General features: G+C 65.8%; 16 protein-coding genes. 4 read left to right on the plus strand and 12 right to left on the minus strand.

The genetic code is table 11. The features are described from left to right. Positions 1 to 17 precede the first annotated feature (17 nt). Positions 18 to 1,475 carry a M16 family metallopeptidase gene (locus QTH90_RS22405; RefSeq protein ID WP_286666777.1) on the minus strand — a complete coding sequence of 486 codons (1,458 nt, stop codon included), beginning with the start codon at positions 1,473 to 1,475 and terminating at the stop codon, positions 18 to 20. 29 nt (positions 1,476 to 1,504) lie between these two features. Between QTH90_RS22405 and ftsY the strand changes: the two genes are divergently transcribed. The 3 genes from ftsY to rpoH all read left to right on the plus strand — a co-directional run bounded on the left by ftsY (position 1,505) and on the right by rpoH (position 4,385). Further along, positions 1,505 to 2,764 carry a signal recognition particle-docking protein FtsY gene (ftsY, locus tag QTH90_RS22410; RefSeq protein ID WP_286666778.1) on the plus strand — a complete coding sequence of 420 codons (1,260 nt, stop codon included), beginning with the start codon at positions 1,505 to 1,507 and terminating at the stop codon, positions 2,762 to 2,764. A 70-nt stretch (positions 2,765 to 2,834) separates the two neighbouring features. Continuing rightward, positions 2,835 to 3,296: an Mpo1 family 2-hydroxy fatty acid dioxygenase gene (locus QTH90_RS22415; RefSeq protein WP_286666779.1), complete on the plus strand. Its 462-nt coding sequence runs from the start codon at positions 2,835 to 2,837 to the stop codon at positions 3,294 to 3,296. A gap of 147 nt (positions 3,297 to 3,443) precedes the next feature. Further along, positions 3,444 to 4,385: an RNA polymerase sigma factor RpoH gene (gene rpoH, locus QTH90_RS22420; protein WP_286666780.1), complete on the plus strand. Its 942-nt coding sequence runs from the start codon at positions 3,444 to 3,446 to the stop codon at positions 4,383 to 4,385. 51 nt (positions 4,386 to 4,436) lie between these two features. Here the strand turns inward: rpoH and QTH90_RS22425 are convergent, their stop codons facing one another. The 6 genes from QTH90_RS22425 to QTH90_RS22450 are packed head-to-tail and all read right to left on the minus strand — an operon-like array spanning position 4,437 to position 9,465. Beyond that, a complete protein-coding gene (locus QTH90_RS22425) occupies positions 4,437 to 5,270 on the minus strand; it encodes a DNA alkylation repair protein (protein ID WP_286666781.1) in 834 nt (277 codons plus the stop codon). A gap of 10 nt (positions 5,271 to 5,280) precedes the next feature. Continuing rightward, a complete protein-coding gene (locus QTH90_RS22430; RefSeq protein ID WP_286666782.1) occupies positions 5,281 to 5,898 on the minus strand; it encodes an SCO family protein in 618 nt (205 codons plus the stop codon). Positions 5,899 to 5,906: 8 nt separating this feature from the next. Then, positions 5,907 to 6,812, minus strand: coding sequence for a heme o synthase (gene cyoE, locus QTH90_RS22435; RefSeq protein WP_286666783.1), 906 nt, complete (start codon positions 6,810 to 6,812; stop codon positions 5,907 to 5,909). Then, entirely contained in the window at positions 6,809 to 7,996 is a 1,188-nt protein-coding gene (locus QTH90_RS22440) for a COX15/CtaA family protein (RefSeq protein ID WP_286666784.1), read from the minus strand. The genes cyoE and QTH90_RS22440 overlap by 4 nt, the downstream gene beginning before the upstream one ends. 7 nt (positions 7,997 to 8,003) lie before the next feature. Beyond that, on the minus strand, positions 8,004 to 8,729 hold the full coding sequence (locus QTH90_RS22445) for an SCO family protein (RefSeq protein ID WP_286666785.1): 726 nt from the start codon (positions 8,727 to 8,729) through the stop codon (positions 8,004 to 8,006). Continuing rightward, a complete protein-coding gene (locus QTH90_RS22450; protein ID WP_286666786.1) occupies positions 8,671 to 9,465 on the minus strand; it encodes an SURF1 family protein in 795 nt (264 codons plus the stop codon). The genes QTH90_RS22445 and QTH90_RS22450 overlap by 59 nt, the downstream gene beginning before the upstream one ends. Before the next feature lie 27 nt (positions 9,466 to 9,492). On the opposite strand from QTH90_RS22450, the gene QTH90_RS22455 reads away from it, so the two are divergent. Then, complete coding sequence (locus QTH90_RS22455; protein ID WP_286601275.1) at positions 9,493 to 9,723, plus strand: twin transmembrane helix small protein; 231 nt, start codon at positions 9,493 to 9,495, stop codon at positions 9,721 to 9,723. Positions 9,724 to 9,794: 71 nt separating this feature from the next. Here the strand turns inward: QTH90_RS22455 and QTH90_RS22460 are convergent, their stop codons facing one another. From QTH90_RS22460 to ctaD, 5 genes are read right to left on the minus strand one after another with little or no spacing between them, the layout of a single operon-like run. After that, a complete protein-coding gene (locus QTH90_RS22460; RefSeq protein ID WP_286666787.1) occupies positions 9,795 to 10,676 on the minus strand; it encodes a cytochrome c oxidase subunit 3 in 882 nt (293 codons plus the stop codon). A 50-nt stretch (positions 10,677 to 10,726) separates the two neighbouring features. Beyond that, on the minus strand, positions 10,727 to 10,936 hold the full coding sequence (locus QTH90_RS22465) for a DUF2970 domain-containing protein (RefSeq protein ID WP_286666788.1): 210 nt from the start codon (positions 10,934 to 10,936) through the stop codon (positions 10,727 to 10,729). Further along, positions 10,933 to 11,565: a cytochrome c oxidase assembly protein gene (locus tag QTH90_RS22470; RefSeq protein WP_286666789.1), complete on the minus strand. Its 633-nt coding sequence runs from the start codon at positions 11,563 to 11,565 to the stop codon at positions 10,933 to 10,935. Before QTH90_RS22470 ends, QTH90_RS22465 begins: the two co-directional genes overlap by 4 nt. 8 nt (positions 11,566 to 11,573) lie before the next feature. Then, entirely contained in the window at positions 11,574 to 11,684 is a 111-nt protein-coding gene (locus QTH90_RS22475; protein WP_444814753.1) for a cytochrome oxidase small assembly protein, read from the minus strand. A gap of 13 nt (positions 11,685 to 11,697) precedes the next feature. After that, positions 11,698 to 13,338, minus strand: a complete 1,641-nt coding sequence (ctaD, locus tag QTH90_RS22480) for a cytochrome c oxidase subunit I (protein WP_286666791.1) — start codon at positions 13,336 to 13,338, stop codon at positions 11,698 to 11,700. Positions 13,339 to 13,377: the final 39 nt, after the last annotated feature.

The raw sequence follows: 13,377 nt of genomic DNA on the forward strand, positions 1-13,377 counted from the left end.
GCGGATTCAGCCTTCTTTCAGCGCAGATCGCCGGCCGGCGCTGCAGGGCCGCGGGGACGGCGGGCGGTTTCGGGCGGCAGGGGCCGCAGCACGGCTGCGGTGAGCTGGTCGTCGCCGAAGTACTTGGCGGCTACGGCCTGGACCTGCTGTGCCGTCACGGCCTGGAGCCGTTCGATGATGCGCTCGCTCGCGTCGAGCGGCAGGCCTTGCACCCAGTTGCTTCCGAGTTCGCGCGCCTGCGACATCACGGAGTCCAGCTTGTAGGTTTCGCTGGCGACCCATTGCGTCTTCACGCGGGCCAGCTCGGCCTCGCCGATGCCCTCGCGGGCGATCTTCGCCACTTCGGCGCGCAGTGCGGCTTCGACCGCTTCCGTTGTCTTGCCGGCTGCGGGAACGCCATCCAGCACGAACAACTGAGGGCCGCGACCGACGAAGCCCGAGTAGGCGCCGGCCGAATCGGCCACGCGATCGGGCCCCTGCGTCAATGCACGATCGAGCCGGGAGCCTGGGTAGCCGTCGAGTACAGCCGCCAGAACCACCAGCGCATAGGGATCGATATCACCCTTGAACTTGTCTGCGGGGTCGATCTGCGGGACGCGGTATGCGAGCGACACGTACGCCTGCTCGGCGGGCGCCTTGAACTCGATGCGGCGGACACCGCGCTGAACGGGCTCGACGCGCGGCTTGCGGGCCGGCACCGCGCGCGCCGGGATCGAGCCGTAGTACTTCTCGGCCCAGGCACGCACCTTGGCTACATCGACGTCGCCAGCCACGACGATCGCCGCGTTGGCCGGCGTGTACCAGTGCTTGAAGAAGGCACGGGCGTCGTCCGGCGTCATCGCATCGAGATCGCTCATCCAGCCGACCACAGGACGGTGGTACGGCGAGGCGGTGAAGACGGCGGCGTTCTGCTGCTCGCCGAGCAGGGAGCGCGGCTGGTCTTCGGTGCGCATGCGGCGCTCTTCCTTGACGACCTCGATCTCGCGCTTGAATTCGTCGTCCGCCCACTGGTTGTTGGCGAAACGATCCGATTCCAGCTTCATCACCTGTTCGAGCTTGTCGGCGGGGATCTGCTGGTAGTAGCCGGTGTAGTCGCGGGTGGTGAAGGCGTTCTCGCGCCCGCCGAGCGCGGCCACGCGGCGGGAGAACTCGCCGGGCTTCAGGTCCTTGGTGCCCTTGAACATCATGTGCTCGAGCACGTGCGCGACGCCCGAGGTGCCGTCGACCTCGTCCACCGAGCCGACCCGAACCCAGAGCATCTGGACGGCGGTCGGCGCGCGGCGGTCGGGCTTGACGATCAGGGTCATGCCGTTGGCGAGGGTGAATTGCTCTGCCGGAACCGGGGCGGTGGATGCCGCTGCGGATGGAGGCGACGAGGGAGGAGTTTGCGCGTGGACGGGCAGAACCCAGGGTGCCATGAGCACCGAGGCCAGCACCGCACCAAACGCAGCGCGGCGTGGCGAGGGGTGTTTCATAGAATGGCTCGGATTGTAAAAACCACGCAATGTTCAGTTTCTTCAAGAAAAAACCGCCATCCGAGGCACAAATGCCGTCTGCGGCGCCCGCGGAGACGCCGTCCGAGGCCCCCGCAGAGCCGCCGGCGCCTGCGAAGTCGGTCTTTTCGCCCTCTACATGGTTTGGCGGCAAGCCAGCGGTGGCCGAGCCGCCGCCAGCGCCACCGCCGGTGGCCGCGCCCGTTGCGGCGCCAGAACCGGCGCCGGCTGTCGCCCCGCCGACCCCACCCGCCCCTGCCCCGGTTGTATCCGCCGCGCCGGTCCCTGTTCAGCCGCCCGCGCCCGCGCCTGTCCCGGTGCCGGCACCAACACCAACACCGGCACCAGCACCGGCACCCGAGCCCGTGCCTGAACGGACCGGCTGGCTCGGCAAGCTCAAGAATGGCCTGCGCAAGACCGGCAACAGCATCACGGCGGCCTTCGTCAATGCCCAGATCGACGACGCACTGTACGAAGAGCTCGAAGAGGCCCTCCTGATGGCCGATACGGGTGTCAAGGCGACGGAGCACCTCCTGGAGGACCTCCGCCGCCGGGTCAAGAGCAACATGGCCACGGACGCCGCGCAGGTGAAGGTGCTGCTGGCCGACGCGATCGCGGACTTGCTGCGCCCGCTGGAAAAGTCCCTGGTGATCGGCCAGTACACGCCGACCGTGATCATGGTCGCCGGCGTCAATGGCGCCGGCAAGACCACTTCGATCGGCAAGCTCACCAAGCATCTGGCCAATGAAGGTGCTTCGGTATTGCTAGCCGCTGCCGACACCTTCCGCGCGGCTGCGCGCGAGCAATTGCTGGTCTGGGCCGATCGCAACACGGTGGAAATCGTCAGCCAGGAAGGCGGCGACCCCGCGGCCGTGAGCTTCGACGCGGTCAACGCCGGCAAGGCACGCGGCAAGGACGTGGTTCTGGTCGACACGGCCGGCCGGCTTCCGACCCAGATCCATCTGATGGACGAACTGAAGAAGATCAAGCGCGTGGTCACCCGGGCGGACGCGACCGCGCCGCACGAGATCCTGCTGGTGATCGACGGCAACACCGGGCAGAACGCGCTGGCACAGGTCAGGGCTTTCGACGAAGCCCTGGGCCTCACGGGACTGGTCGTCACCAAGCTGGACGGCACGGCCAAGGGTGGCGTGCTGTGCGCCATCGCCCGCGAGCGGCCGATTCCCGTGTATTTCATCGGCGTGGGCGAAAAGCTGGAAGACCTCGAAACATTCGATGCCCGGGAGTTCGCCCAGGCCCTTCTGGGGTAGAAGTCCCAAGCGACGGGGCGCCGGCGATCTGGCATCATCTTTGGCGCAAAAAACGAGCCGAGGAGACAGCATGAACACCGCAGCCGCGCCGCTGACGAGCACCGACAGGAAAGTCGACCGCCTGCTCGCCCACTATGGCGAAAGCCACCAGAACCCCACCAACGAGGCGATTCACATGGTGGCGATCCCGGCCATCATGTTCAGCATCGTCGGGCTGCTGTTCGCGCTGCATCCCTGGGTGGCCTACGCATTCGTGGCGGCCAGCCTCGTGTACTACGCGATGCTGCGTTCCCCCGCCTTCCTGATCACGATGCTCGTGGGCACCGTCGCGCTTCTGGCGGCGGTCCAGGCTCTGGGAGATCTTGTGCTGCCGGTGTCCGCCACCATCTTTGTCGTGGCGTGGATCTTTCAGTTCGTCGGCCACAAGATCGAGGGCAGGAAACCTTCCTTCTTCGAGGACATCCAATACCTCTGGGTCGGCCCGCTGTTCGTCCTGTCGAGGATCTTCCTGCGGCTCGGAATGCGCTGGTAAGCCGGCTCCTTCCCCCGAACAGGGCGTTTGCCCATGGGCAGACGCTATCAACCCGATAGAAAATAGGTGGGAACCCTTACCTTAGCACTCCCTCTAACCGAGTGCTAATATGGTCAGCATATGGCCAAGAACGAAGGAGTTTCCCGCATGACAACACTGTCTGGAGCCTCTGCCAACCAGCTCGCCGTCGCCAATCCATGGTCGATGGTGCCCCCGCTGGGCAACCTGGACGCCTACATTTCGGCAGCCAACCGCTTGCCGCTGCTGACGCTCGAGGAAGAGCAGGGCTTCGCGCGCAAATTGCGCGACAACAACGACCTTGAAGCCGCCAGTGCGCTCATCCTGTCGCACCTGCGCCTCGTCGTCTCCATTTCGCGTCAATACCTGGGCTACGGGCTGCCGCACGGCGACCTGATCCAGGAAGGCAATGTCGGCCTCATGAAGGCCGTGAAGCGCTTCGACCCCGACCAGGGCGTTCGGCTGGTGAGCTACGCCATGCACTGGATCAAGGCCGAGATTCACGAGTACATCCTCAAGAACTGGCGCATGGTCAAGGTCGCGACGACCAAGGCGCAGCGCAAGCTGTTTTTCAACCTGCGCTCGATGAAGCAGGGTTTCAAGGCCGATTCGGCCGCTGCCGACGGCGGCACGCACCGTGAAACGCTGAGCCCTGACGAGGTCTCGCAAATGGCGACCCGGTTGAACGTGAAGCCGGAAGAAGTGCTGGAGATGGAAACACGCCTCTCCGGTGGCGACGTCCTGCTCGACCCGAGTCCGTCCGACGACGGCGACGAAGGGTTCGGCCCCATCGCCTACCTGGCGGACGCGACCCAGGAGCCGACGGCTCAGCTCGAATCGCAGCAGCGCGACCGCCTGTCGACCGACGGCATCTCGACGGCCCTGGAAGCCCTGGACGATCGCAGCCGCCGGATCGTGGAAGAGCGTTGGCTCAAGGTCAACGACGACGGATCGGGCGGCATGACGCTGCATGACCTGGCGGCGGTCTACGGCGTGAGCGCCGAGCGCATCCGCCAGATCGAAGTGGCGGCGATGAAGAAGATGAAGAAGGCGCTCGCGGAATACGCTTGATCCAGGCCGTCCCCTCCCCGAAAAGCCCGGCCCGCGCCGGGCTTTTTGCTTTCAGGGCTCTTCGGCCGTCCGCTTCGACAGGGTGCGCAGCGCGCGCCGCACGATGTAGCGCGTCTCGGCCGCGTCGCTCTCCGCCAGCCAGCGCGCACAGGTTTGTTCGACCCAGGCGGGTTGGGTCCGGCTGGCGTCGTTGAGCCAGTTGGCGACCGAGTTCTGCACATACCGGCTGGGATCCGCCCGCAGCGGCTCCAGCAGTTCCACGCCAGCCCAGGGCTCGGCCTTCAGCCGTTCGACCTGCGCGCACCAGACGCCCCGGGGCCGCGTGAGTTCGCTCGCAAAGCGGCGGATGTTCGGATCGGGATCCATTGCCCAAGGTTGAAGGAGTCGCAGCGCCTCGTCGAGCGACTGGATCGTTGCATCCCGCACTGCCATCCACGCCATTTCGCGCACGCCGAAATGCGAATCCGCGGCAAAGCGGCGAACCGAGGCCAGTTGCTCCGGCAAGGGAAGCCTCGACATGGAGATCCACTGCGTCGCCCAACAGCGTGCCACGTCGCTGGGATGCGTGGCGAGCAGATGGGCCACGGCATCGCGTTCCGGATGTTGCGCAGTCAGGTCATAGAGCGCGCGGGCGATGTGGCCGTGGCGCTGCATCGGCTTGAAGGCCGCCAGCATCGCGAAGGTATCGGTCAGGCGCTCGCTGCTGGCGTCGAGCCCGATGTGCGTCGCCACACTGCGCGCCAGGCGTGGCAGTTCGAGCGCCAGGAACTCGTTCAGATTGACGGTTTCCATCAGCCCCTCATTGAGGGCCTCCAGCACTTCAGGCGGAATCAGGGCGATGCGAAAGGCGCCCTTGCGCTCCCTGAGATGGTCGACGCTGCCCACGGCGTCCGGCTCAGGACTTCAGCAGGGCCTTGATGTCGGACACCATCGCCGGCACGCCCGCGCCGTAGCGCGCGTAGAGGCGCAGGCGGCCCTGCGGGTCGTAGACGAAGCTGGCCGCCGAGTGGTCCATCGAATAGCTGGTGGGCGTCTTGCCGTCCACCTTCTTGTAGTAGACCTTGAAGTCCTTCGTCATGGCCGCAAGTTGGTCGGCCGTCGGAATCAGCGCGATGAAGGAGGGGTCGAACGCACCCATGTAGGCCTTCATCACCTCCGGCGTGTCGCGCGCCGGGTCGACGGTCACGAACAGCACCTGCAACTTGTCGCCGTCCGCACCCAACTGCTGCTTGACCTGCGCCATTTCGGACATGGTCGTCGGGCAGACGTCCGGGCACTGGACGTAGCCGAAGAACAGCACGACTGCCTTGCCCTTGAAGTCGGCCATCGTCCGAACGCGGCCCTCGGCGTCGGTCAGCGAGAAGTCTTTCGCGTAGTCCGCACCGGTGATGTCGACCGCATTGAAGTTGGGCTTGGACTCGGTGCAAGCCGCGAGATTCACCCCCGCGACTGTTGCCACGCCGGCCCAGGCCGCTGTCTTTGCCATCCATTGGAGAGCTTGCCGCTTGTTCATCGAATGCTTCATCGCAGGTAGTGATCGACCAGGAGCGCCGCAAACAGCACGCTCAGGTGGATCAGTGAAAAACGGAAAGTCTTGCGCGCCAGCGCATCGGAGTAATTTCGCCACAGCGCGAAGGCATAGCCCGTGAAACCGATGCTCACGCCGATGGCGACCGCCAGGTAAAGCCAGCCGCTCATGCCGTAGATGAAGGGCATCAGGCAGGCCGCGAACAGGATGAAGGTGTAGAGCAGCACCTGCAGGCGCGTGAACTCATTGCCATGCGTCACCGGCAGCATCGGGAGCCCGGCCTTGCGATAGTCCTCGACGCGGTACAGCGCCAGGGCCCAGAAGTGCGGCGGCGTCCACAGGAAGATGATGAGGAAAAGAATCAGTGCTTCGGGCCCGACTTCGCCGGTCATCGCAGCCCAACCCAGCACTGGCGGCATCGCGCCGGACGCGCCGCCGATCACGATGTTCTGCGGCGTGAGCGGCTTCAGGATCACGGTGTAGACCACCGCGTAGCCGACGAAGGTCGCAAAGGTCAGCCACATGGTCAGCGGGTTCACGGTGAACCACAGCAGCGCCGAACCGATGGCGCAAAGCGCCGCGGAGAAGATCAGCGCCTGCCGGTCGCTCAGTTGCCCGCGTGCCGTCGGCCGCCATGCGGTCCGCTTCATCTTGGCATCGATGCCCTTTTCGACCAGGCAGTTGAAGGCCGCGGCGGCGCCCGCGACCAGCCAGATGCCGAGACAGGCCAGCGCGCCTTGCTGCAGGTCGCCGAGGGTCGGTACGCCGGGCACCGCGAGCACCATGCCGATCAGCGCGCAAAAGACGATCAGTTGCACCACGCGCGGCTTGGTCAGCGCATAGAACTGGCGCAGGACGCTGGCGGTCGTCGGGCCGTGGACGGAAGCGGGTGCGCTCATCGGGCGACCTCCATCCCGCGGCTGCGAGCACCTGCCGATGCGATCGCCGTGGCACGCTCGCGCCGGCTTTCGCAGATCGTCCAGGTGAGCACCACCGCAAGCGCCGCGGCGCCGCCGGTGTGCAGCACCGCTGCGGCGAGGGGCCAGCCGAGCAGCACGTTCCCCAGTCCGGTCGCGAGCTGAAGCAGGGCCAGGCCTCCCAGCCAGCGCGCCTGGGCTCGCAGCGAACCGATGCCGTGGAGCCGCCAGGCCAGCACGCTGATGGCGAGGAACACGACATAGGCCATGAGCCTGTGCGCATAGTGGATGGCGGTCAGCGCCGCGAAGTCGATGGGCGCGCCGCCCGACGTCTCGCCGAGCTGGCGCCAGATCTGAAAGCCCTGTGCGAAGTTCATGGGGGGCCACCAGCTGTCCTGGCAGGTCGGGAATTGCGTGCAAGCGAGCACCGCATAGTTGGTGCTGACCCAGCCGCCCAAGGCGATCTGCAGTGCCAACAACGCGGTCGTCGCGATCAGGAGGGTGCGCAGCCCGGAAGGCACGGCCGTGGGCATGCGTTGCGCCGCCGCCTGCTGGTAGCGGACGGCCTGGATGCACAACAGCGCCAGCAGCACGACGGCGCCCAGCAGATGGAGGGTGACGATCGCCGGGTAGAGCTTCCAGGTCACCGTCATGGCGCCGAACGCACCTTGCAGGCACACCCACGCCAACGTGGCGGCGGGCCACCATGCGCTGAGCGGCTTTTCTCCGACGTGGTCGGCCATGCGCTGGCGTCGCCGCGCGACCCAGGTGGCGATGGCCAGCGCGAGGATCAGCACCCCGACGCCGGTCGCCAGGTAGCGGTGAACCATTTCGACCCACGCCTTGCTGTGCGTGACCGGACCGGTCGGCTGCGCCGCCTGCGCCATGGCGATGTCATGGCGCGCGCCGAGCGGGCTGGCATTGCCGTAGCAACCGGGCCAGTCCGGACAGCCGAGGCCCGAATCGGTCAGGCGGGTGAAGGCGCCGAAAAGGGTCAGGTCGAACGTCAGGAACAGCGTCAGCACGGTCAGCGCATGCAGCCGCCGCGCCGGGCCGCTGCCGGCATTGCGGCGCCAGACCCAGAGCAGCGGCCCCAGCGCGATCAGCACGCCGACCGCCATCAGCCAGGCGATGGGAGTGAGGTCGTAGAGCGAAGTCGTGTCCATGGCGAGATCAGCGGCCCGGCTCGTCCCACGAGGCGGATGCGCGCAACAGGCGATCGAGGTCGCGCTTGGCGCGGCCGGCGCCGGCTGTGTCCATGCGGGCGGGGAAACGCATCATCCAGTTGCCCATGGGATCGACCACGAAGAAGTGTTCCGCCAGTGCATGCCCGGGGCTGGGAGCGAGCCACTGCGCGATCTGCGCGGCCGGCACGCGCACCACGGTTGCGCCGCGAAGGCCGTTGTCGAGGCGCTCGGGGATCGGCGCCGCATCGCTGACGATCCAGACGCGGTCGAGCCGATCCTTCTCGCGTCCCAGGCTTTCGCGCAACTGGCGCTGCAGGTACAGCTGCTGCTCGCACAGCGAGTCGCATCCTGCATCGCCCACTGCAACCAACAGCCATTGCCCCTTGAAGGAGGACAACTGGACCGGCTTGCCGTCGCGCAACGTGCCGGCGATGTTCGGTACCGGGCGTTGCGGGTCGACGAGTTCTCCGTAGACGCTGCGGCCTTCGGGCCGGATCACGTAATAAGTGAAGTACGAAGCGATCACCGGTGCCGCACAGCACAGCAGCACAGCGATCATCTTCCAGCGGCCGAGCACCGTCCGCCGGCCTTCCGCGCCCGCGAGCGCCTGCCGCGGCGACGGCATCGAGTGCACGGTCAGCCCGAGCGGCTCGTCAGCCACGGCGTGCAGCGCGTGCGCGGCGGAAGGGGGCGATGAGTTGGAACCAGACATAGAGGATTGCGACGAGGGCCGAGAGGCCGAACCACTGGAATGCATAGCCGTAGTGCTTTTCAACACCCAGCGCGGGGGCCGGCCAATCCCGCTGCAGACCCTCGGACGCCGGACCGGTCTGCTGCAAGGAGACGTCGGTCCGCAATGGCAGACCGGTTTCGGCGCGAAACGCTTCAAGGTCCAGATTCTGCCGGATGACAGAAGACCCCGCGGATCCCGGCGTTGGCGCCGCGGCGTCCGCCTTGCCCAACTCCAGCAGGTGTGCCGGCGGCAGTGCGATTCGGCCGGTCACCTCAACCAGGCCGGGGGGCGTCTCGACCGGCTCCAGCCGGGTCCGGTCGGTGAAGTTGCGCTGCACCCAGCCGCGCTGGACCAGCACGGTCTTGTCCGTGCCTTCGAGAGCGAGGGGCGTCACCACGTAGAAGCCCGGCACGCCGTGCATCTGGCGGTTGTCCAGATAGACCGTGTGCGGCGTCAGCCAGAGGCCGCGCAGCCGTACCGGGCGATTCAGCGTGGACGAAGGCTTGTCCAAGGCAAGGAAGGCCTGCTGATCGAGCGGCGGCAGGCTCTTCTGCGTGTCGATCTCGGCCTGGATGGCTTCCTTCTGCGCAGCCCGCGAGAGCTGCCACCGGCCCAGCGAAACCGTCGCCGAGATCGTGATCACCGCCATCGCGGTGACCAGCCAGAAGCGCCAGCGCCGCGATGCGCGCGGAACGGCCGCAGAGTCCGCGTTCATGCCGTGGGGTGGCGCCGGCGGCCGATAATGAGGGTCATGAAATACTTTGTCGCCCTCGCCTTCCTGGGCATCCTGGCGAGTCTCGGGTTTGCGCTGTTCTTCATGCTCAAGGACGGGCGCAACGGCCGCGCCAAAAGTGGCGGCATGGTGCGCGCGCTCACCGTTCGGATCGGGCTGTCGGTCGTTTTGTTCCTGTGCGTCCTGGTGGCCTGGAAGCTGGGCTACATCCAGCCTGGGGGCCTGCCGGTCGGCAAGTAGGTTGTGCTCGTTCCAGGAGAACCATGAAAAAAGCGCCTTGCGGCGCTTTTTTGTTGTGCCGTCGGTAATGCTCAAAGCCAATAGACCGTGAAGTACAAGCCGAGCCACACCACGTCGACAAAGTGCCAGTACCAGGCGGCGCCCTCGAAGCCGAAATGACGCTCCGGCGTGAAGTGCCCCTTGCGGATGCGCAAGGTGATGAAGAAGAGCATCAGCATGCCGATGAACACGTGCAGCCCGTGGAAGCCGGTCAGCATGAAGAAGGTCGAGCCGTACGTGCCGGAGCTGAGCTTGAGGTTCAGTTCGGTGTACAGGTGGTGGTACTCGTAGCCCTGCACGAACAGGAAGATCAGGCCCAGCAGCACGGTGAGCCACATGAAGCGCACGGTCTGTGCACGATGGCCGGCGCGCAGCGCGTGGTGGGCGATCGTGAGCGTGACACCTGAGCTCAGCAGCAGCGCGGTATTGATGGTCGGCAGCCAGAACGGCCCGACGGTCTGGAAGGGCTCGACGATGTCGGCCGGCGAACCGGTCGCACCGGCCACCATGGTCGGCCACACTGCCTTGAAATCGGGCCACAGCAGGGCGTTGTCGAGATTTCCGAGCGACGGCAGCGCATGGGAGCGCGCCCACCACAGCGCAGTGAAGAATGCGCCGAAGAACATCACCTCCGAGAAGATGAACCAGCTCATGCTCCAGCGGTAGGAGAGGTCGATCTTGTAGCCGTACATGCCACCCTCGCTTTCGCGGATGGACTGCCGGAACCAGACGAACAATGTCGAGAGCCACCCCACCATGCCCACCAGCAGCGCCCAGGCGCCCCACTGGTGGCCGTTGATCCACTGGGCGGCCCCAAGGATGACGAAGAGCAGGCCGGTCGCAGCCATGACCGGGTAGGCCGATGGCCCGGGCACGAAGTAGTAGGGCGTGGTGCCGTGGGTCGTTGAACTCATATCAGGTCCTGGCTTTCTTCTCTCGATTCAAATTCTGTGGGACGTGTTCTTCAGGTCGCGACAACCCAGCGCACGAGCAGGATCAGGCCGCCGACGAACAGCATCACGGCAATCAGGCCGACCGCGATGATGTGCAAGGGGTTGAGCTTGGAGACGTCGTCCTGGAATGCGCTGTTCTTGCGCACGCCGAAGAACGACCAGCCCACGGCCCTGGCCGTCCGCCAGAGCGATCCCTTGTTCGACGCCTCGGGTGCGGTCATGTGCGCGGCTCCGTCACGGGCGGCACGACGGCCGAATTGGCGGCGACGGGCGCCGCGGGCGTCTTGCCGCCCACCTCGAAGAAGGTGTACGACAGCGTGATCGTCTTGACGTCCTTGGAGATCTTCGGGTCGATCACGAAGGCGACCGGCCACTGCTTCTTCTCGCCCGCGTCGAGCGTGTACTGGTTGAAGCAGAAGCACTCGAGCTTGTTGAAGTACGGCGCGGCCTGCTGCGGTGCGTAGCTCGGGATGGCCTGCGCGGCCATCCGGCGGTTCTGCACGTTCTGGAACTCGTACATCACCGTGTTGAGCTGGCCGGGATGCACCTGCATCGACCGTGTCTCGGGCTTGAAATCCCACAGCCCGCGCACGTTGGCATCGAACTCGACGGTGATCGTGCGGCTCGTGTCGACCTGGGTGTTGTCGGGCAGGCGCACCTTGTCGCCGCCGGACGCACCGCCCGGCACCTGCAACTCGGACAGGGCCAGGATGTTGATGCCGGTCATCTCGCAAATGGCCCGATACATCGGCACCAGCGCATAGCCGAACGCGAACATGCCGGCGGCCACGACGGCCAGCTTGCCGACCATGCGGACGTTTTCGCGGCGGATGCGTTGACCGATGCCCATGATCCCGCCTAGTGGCCGATCCAGACCATGCGGACGATGAAGCCGATGAAGAACAGCACGGCGATGGAGGCCAGCGTGAGCCCCATCCGCCGGTTGCTTCGTTTCTGTTCGGGTGTCATCACGCTACGCGCTTCAGCCGATCACCTTGGTGGCGGTGGCATCGAGCTTGGGCGGGTTTTCGAAGGTGTGGAATGGAGCGGGCGAAGGCACTTCCCATTCGAGGCCTTCGGCGGCTTCCCAGGGCTTCTGCGGAGCCTTCTCGCCCTTGCCCATCATGGTGGGGAGCACGATGAAGACGAAGAAGTAGACCTGCGCAAGACCGAAGGCGAACGCGCCCACGGTGGCGACCGCATTGAAGTCGGCGAACTGCATCGGGTAGTCGGCGTAGCGACGCGGCATGCCGGCCAGACCCAGGAAGTGCATCGGGAAGAAGGTGACGTTGAAGGCGATCAGCGACCACCAGAAGTGGATCTTGCCGCGCGCTTCGTTGTACATCACGCCGGTCCACTTCGGCGCCCAGTAGTAGTAGCCGGCGAACATCGCGTACAGCGAGCCGGCCACCAGCACATAGTGGAAGTGGGCCACGACGTAGTAGGTGTCCTGCAGCTGGGTGTCGATCGGCGCGACCGCGAGGATCAGGCCGGTGAAGCCGCCCATCGTGAACACGAAGATGAAGCCCACGGCGAACAGCATCGGCGTCTCGAAGGTCATCGAGCCCTGCCACATGGTCGCGATCCAGTTGAAGATCTTCACGGCCGTCGGCACGGCGATCAGCATGGTCGCGTACATGAAGAACAGCTGGCCGGTCAGCGGCATGCCGGTCGTGAACATGTGATGCGCCCACACGATGAACGACAGGATCGCGATCGACGAGGTGGCGTACACCATCGAGGCGTAGCCGAAGAGCTTCTTGCGGGAGAAGGCCGGGACGATCTGGCTGATGATGCCGAAGGCCGGCAAGATCATGATGTACACCTCGGGGTGGCCGAAGAACCAGAAGATGTGCTGGTACATCACCGGGTCGCCGCCGCCGGCGGGGTTGAAGAAGCTGGTGCCGAAGTGGCGGTCGGTCAGCGTCATCGTGATGGCGCCTGCGAGCACGGGCATCACGGCGATCAGCAGGTAGGCGGTGATGAGCCAGGTCCAGCAGAACATCGGCATCTTCATCAGCGTCATGCCGGGGGCGCGCATGTTGAGGATGGTGACGATGATGTTGATCGAGCCCATGATCGACGACGCGCCCATGATGTGCATCGCGAAGATGCCGGCGTCCATCGAGGGGCCCATCTGCAGCGTGAGCGGCGCGTAGAGCGTCCAGCCAGCGGCGGGTGCGCCGCCGGGCATGAAGAACGAGCCCACCAGCATCAGCGCCGCCGGGATCAGCAGCCAGAAGCTGAAGTTGTTCATGCGGGCGAACGCCATGTCGGATGCACCGATCTGCAGCGGGATCATCCAGTTCGCGAAGCCCACGAAGGCCGGCATGATCGCGCCGAACACCATGATCAGACCGTGCATGGTCGTGAACTGGTTGAACAGTTCGGGGTTGACCAGTTGCAGGCCGGGCTGGAACAGCTCGGCGCGGATCAGCAGCGCCAGGATGCCGCCGACCATCAGCATGGTGAAGGAGAACAGCAGGTACAGCGTGCCGATGTCCTTGTGGTTGGTCGCGAACACCCAGCGGCGCCAGCCGGACGGCGCGTGGTGGTGGTGATCGTCGTGGGCATGGTCGCCGTGGCCGGGTGCGTGGCCGTGGGGATCGAGGACTGCGCTCATCTTGGTATTCCTTGCAAACTCTTCGTCGTGGGGGCGGCG

The organism is Variovorax flavidus (assembly GCF_030317145.1).
GTDB lineage: Bacteria > Pseudomonadota > Gammaproteobacteria > Burkholderiales > Burkholderiaceae_C > Variovorax > Variovorax flavidus.

Excerpts from the sequence above, each read along its gene's own strand:
- QTH90_RS22405 (WP_286666777.1), bottom strand. The coding sequence starts at position 1,475 with ATGAAACACCCCTCGCCACGCCGCGCTGCGTTTGGTGCGGTGCTGGCC.
- cyoE (WP_286666783.1), bottom strand. The coding sequence starts at position 6,812 with ATGAGCGCACCCGCTTCCGTCCACGGCCCGACGACCGCCAGCGTCCTG.
- QTH90_RS22430 (WP_286666782.1), bottom strand. The coding sequence starts at position 5,898 with ATGAACAAGCGGCAAGCTCTCCAATGGATGGCAAAGACAGCGGCCTGG.
- ctaD (WP_286666791.1), bottom strand. The coding sequence starts at position 13,338 with ATGAGCGCAGTCCTCGATCCCCACGGCCACGCACCCGGCCACGGCGAC.
- QTH90_RS22455 (WP_286601275.1), top strand. The coding sequence starts at position 9,493 with ATGAGGGTCATGAAATACTTTGTCGCCCTCGCCTTCCTGGGCATCCTG.
- QTH90_RS22465 (WP_286666788.1), bottom strand. The coding sequence starts at position 10,936 with ATGACCGCACCCGAGGCGTCGAACAAGGGATCGCTCTGGCGGACGGCC.
- QTH90_RS22445 (WP_286666785.1), bottom strand. The coding sequence starts at position 8,729 with ATGTCTGGTTCCAACTCATCGCCCCCTTCCGCCGCGCACGCGCTGCAC.
- QTH90_RS22475 (WP_444814753.1), bottom strand. The coding sequence starts at position 11,684 with ATGACACCCGAACAGAAACGAAGCAACCGGCGGATGGGGCTCACGCTG.
- QTH90_RS22440 (WP_286666784.1), bottom strand. The coding sequence starts at position 7,996 with ATGGACACGACTTCGCTCTACGACCTCACTCCCATCGCCTGGCTGATG.
- QTH90_RS22460 (WP_286666787.1), bottom strand. The coding sequence starts at position 10,676 with ATGAGTTCAACGACCCACGGCACCACGCCCTACTACTTCGTGCCCGGG.
- ftsY (WP_286666778.1), top strand. The coding sequence starts at position 1,505 with ATGTTCAGTTTCTTCAAGAAAAAACCGCCATCCGAGGCACAAATGCCG.
- rpoH (WP_286666780.1), top strand. The coding sequence starts at position 3,444 with ATGACAACACTGTCTGGAGCCTCTGCCAACCAGCTCGCCGTCGCCAAT.
- QTH90_RS22450 (WP_286666786.1), bottom strand. The coding sequence starts at position 9,465 with ATGAACGCGGACTCTGCGGCCGTTCCGCGCGCATCGCGGCGCTGGCGC.
- QTH90_RS22470 (WP_286666789.1), bottom strand. The coding sequence starts at position 11,565 with ATGGGCATCGGTCAACGCATCCGCCGCGAAAACGTCCGCATGGTCGGC.
- QTH90_RS22415 (WP_286666779.1), top strand. The coding sequence starts at position 2,835 with ATGAACACCGCAGCCGCGCCGCTGACGAGCACCGACAGGAAAGTCGAC.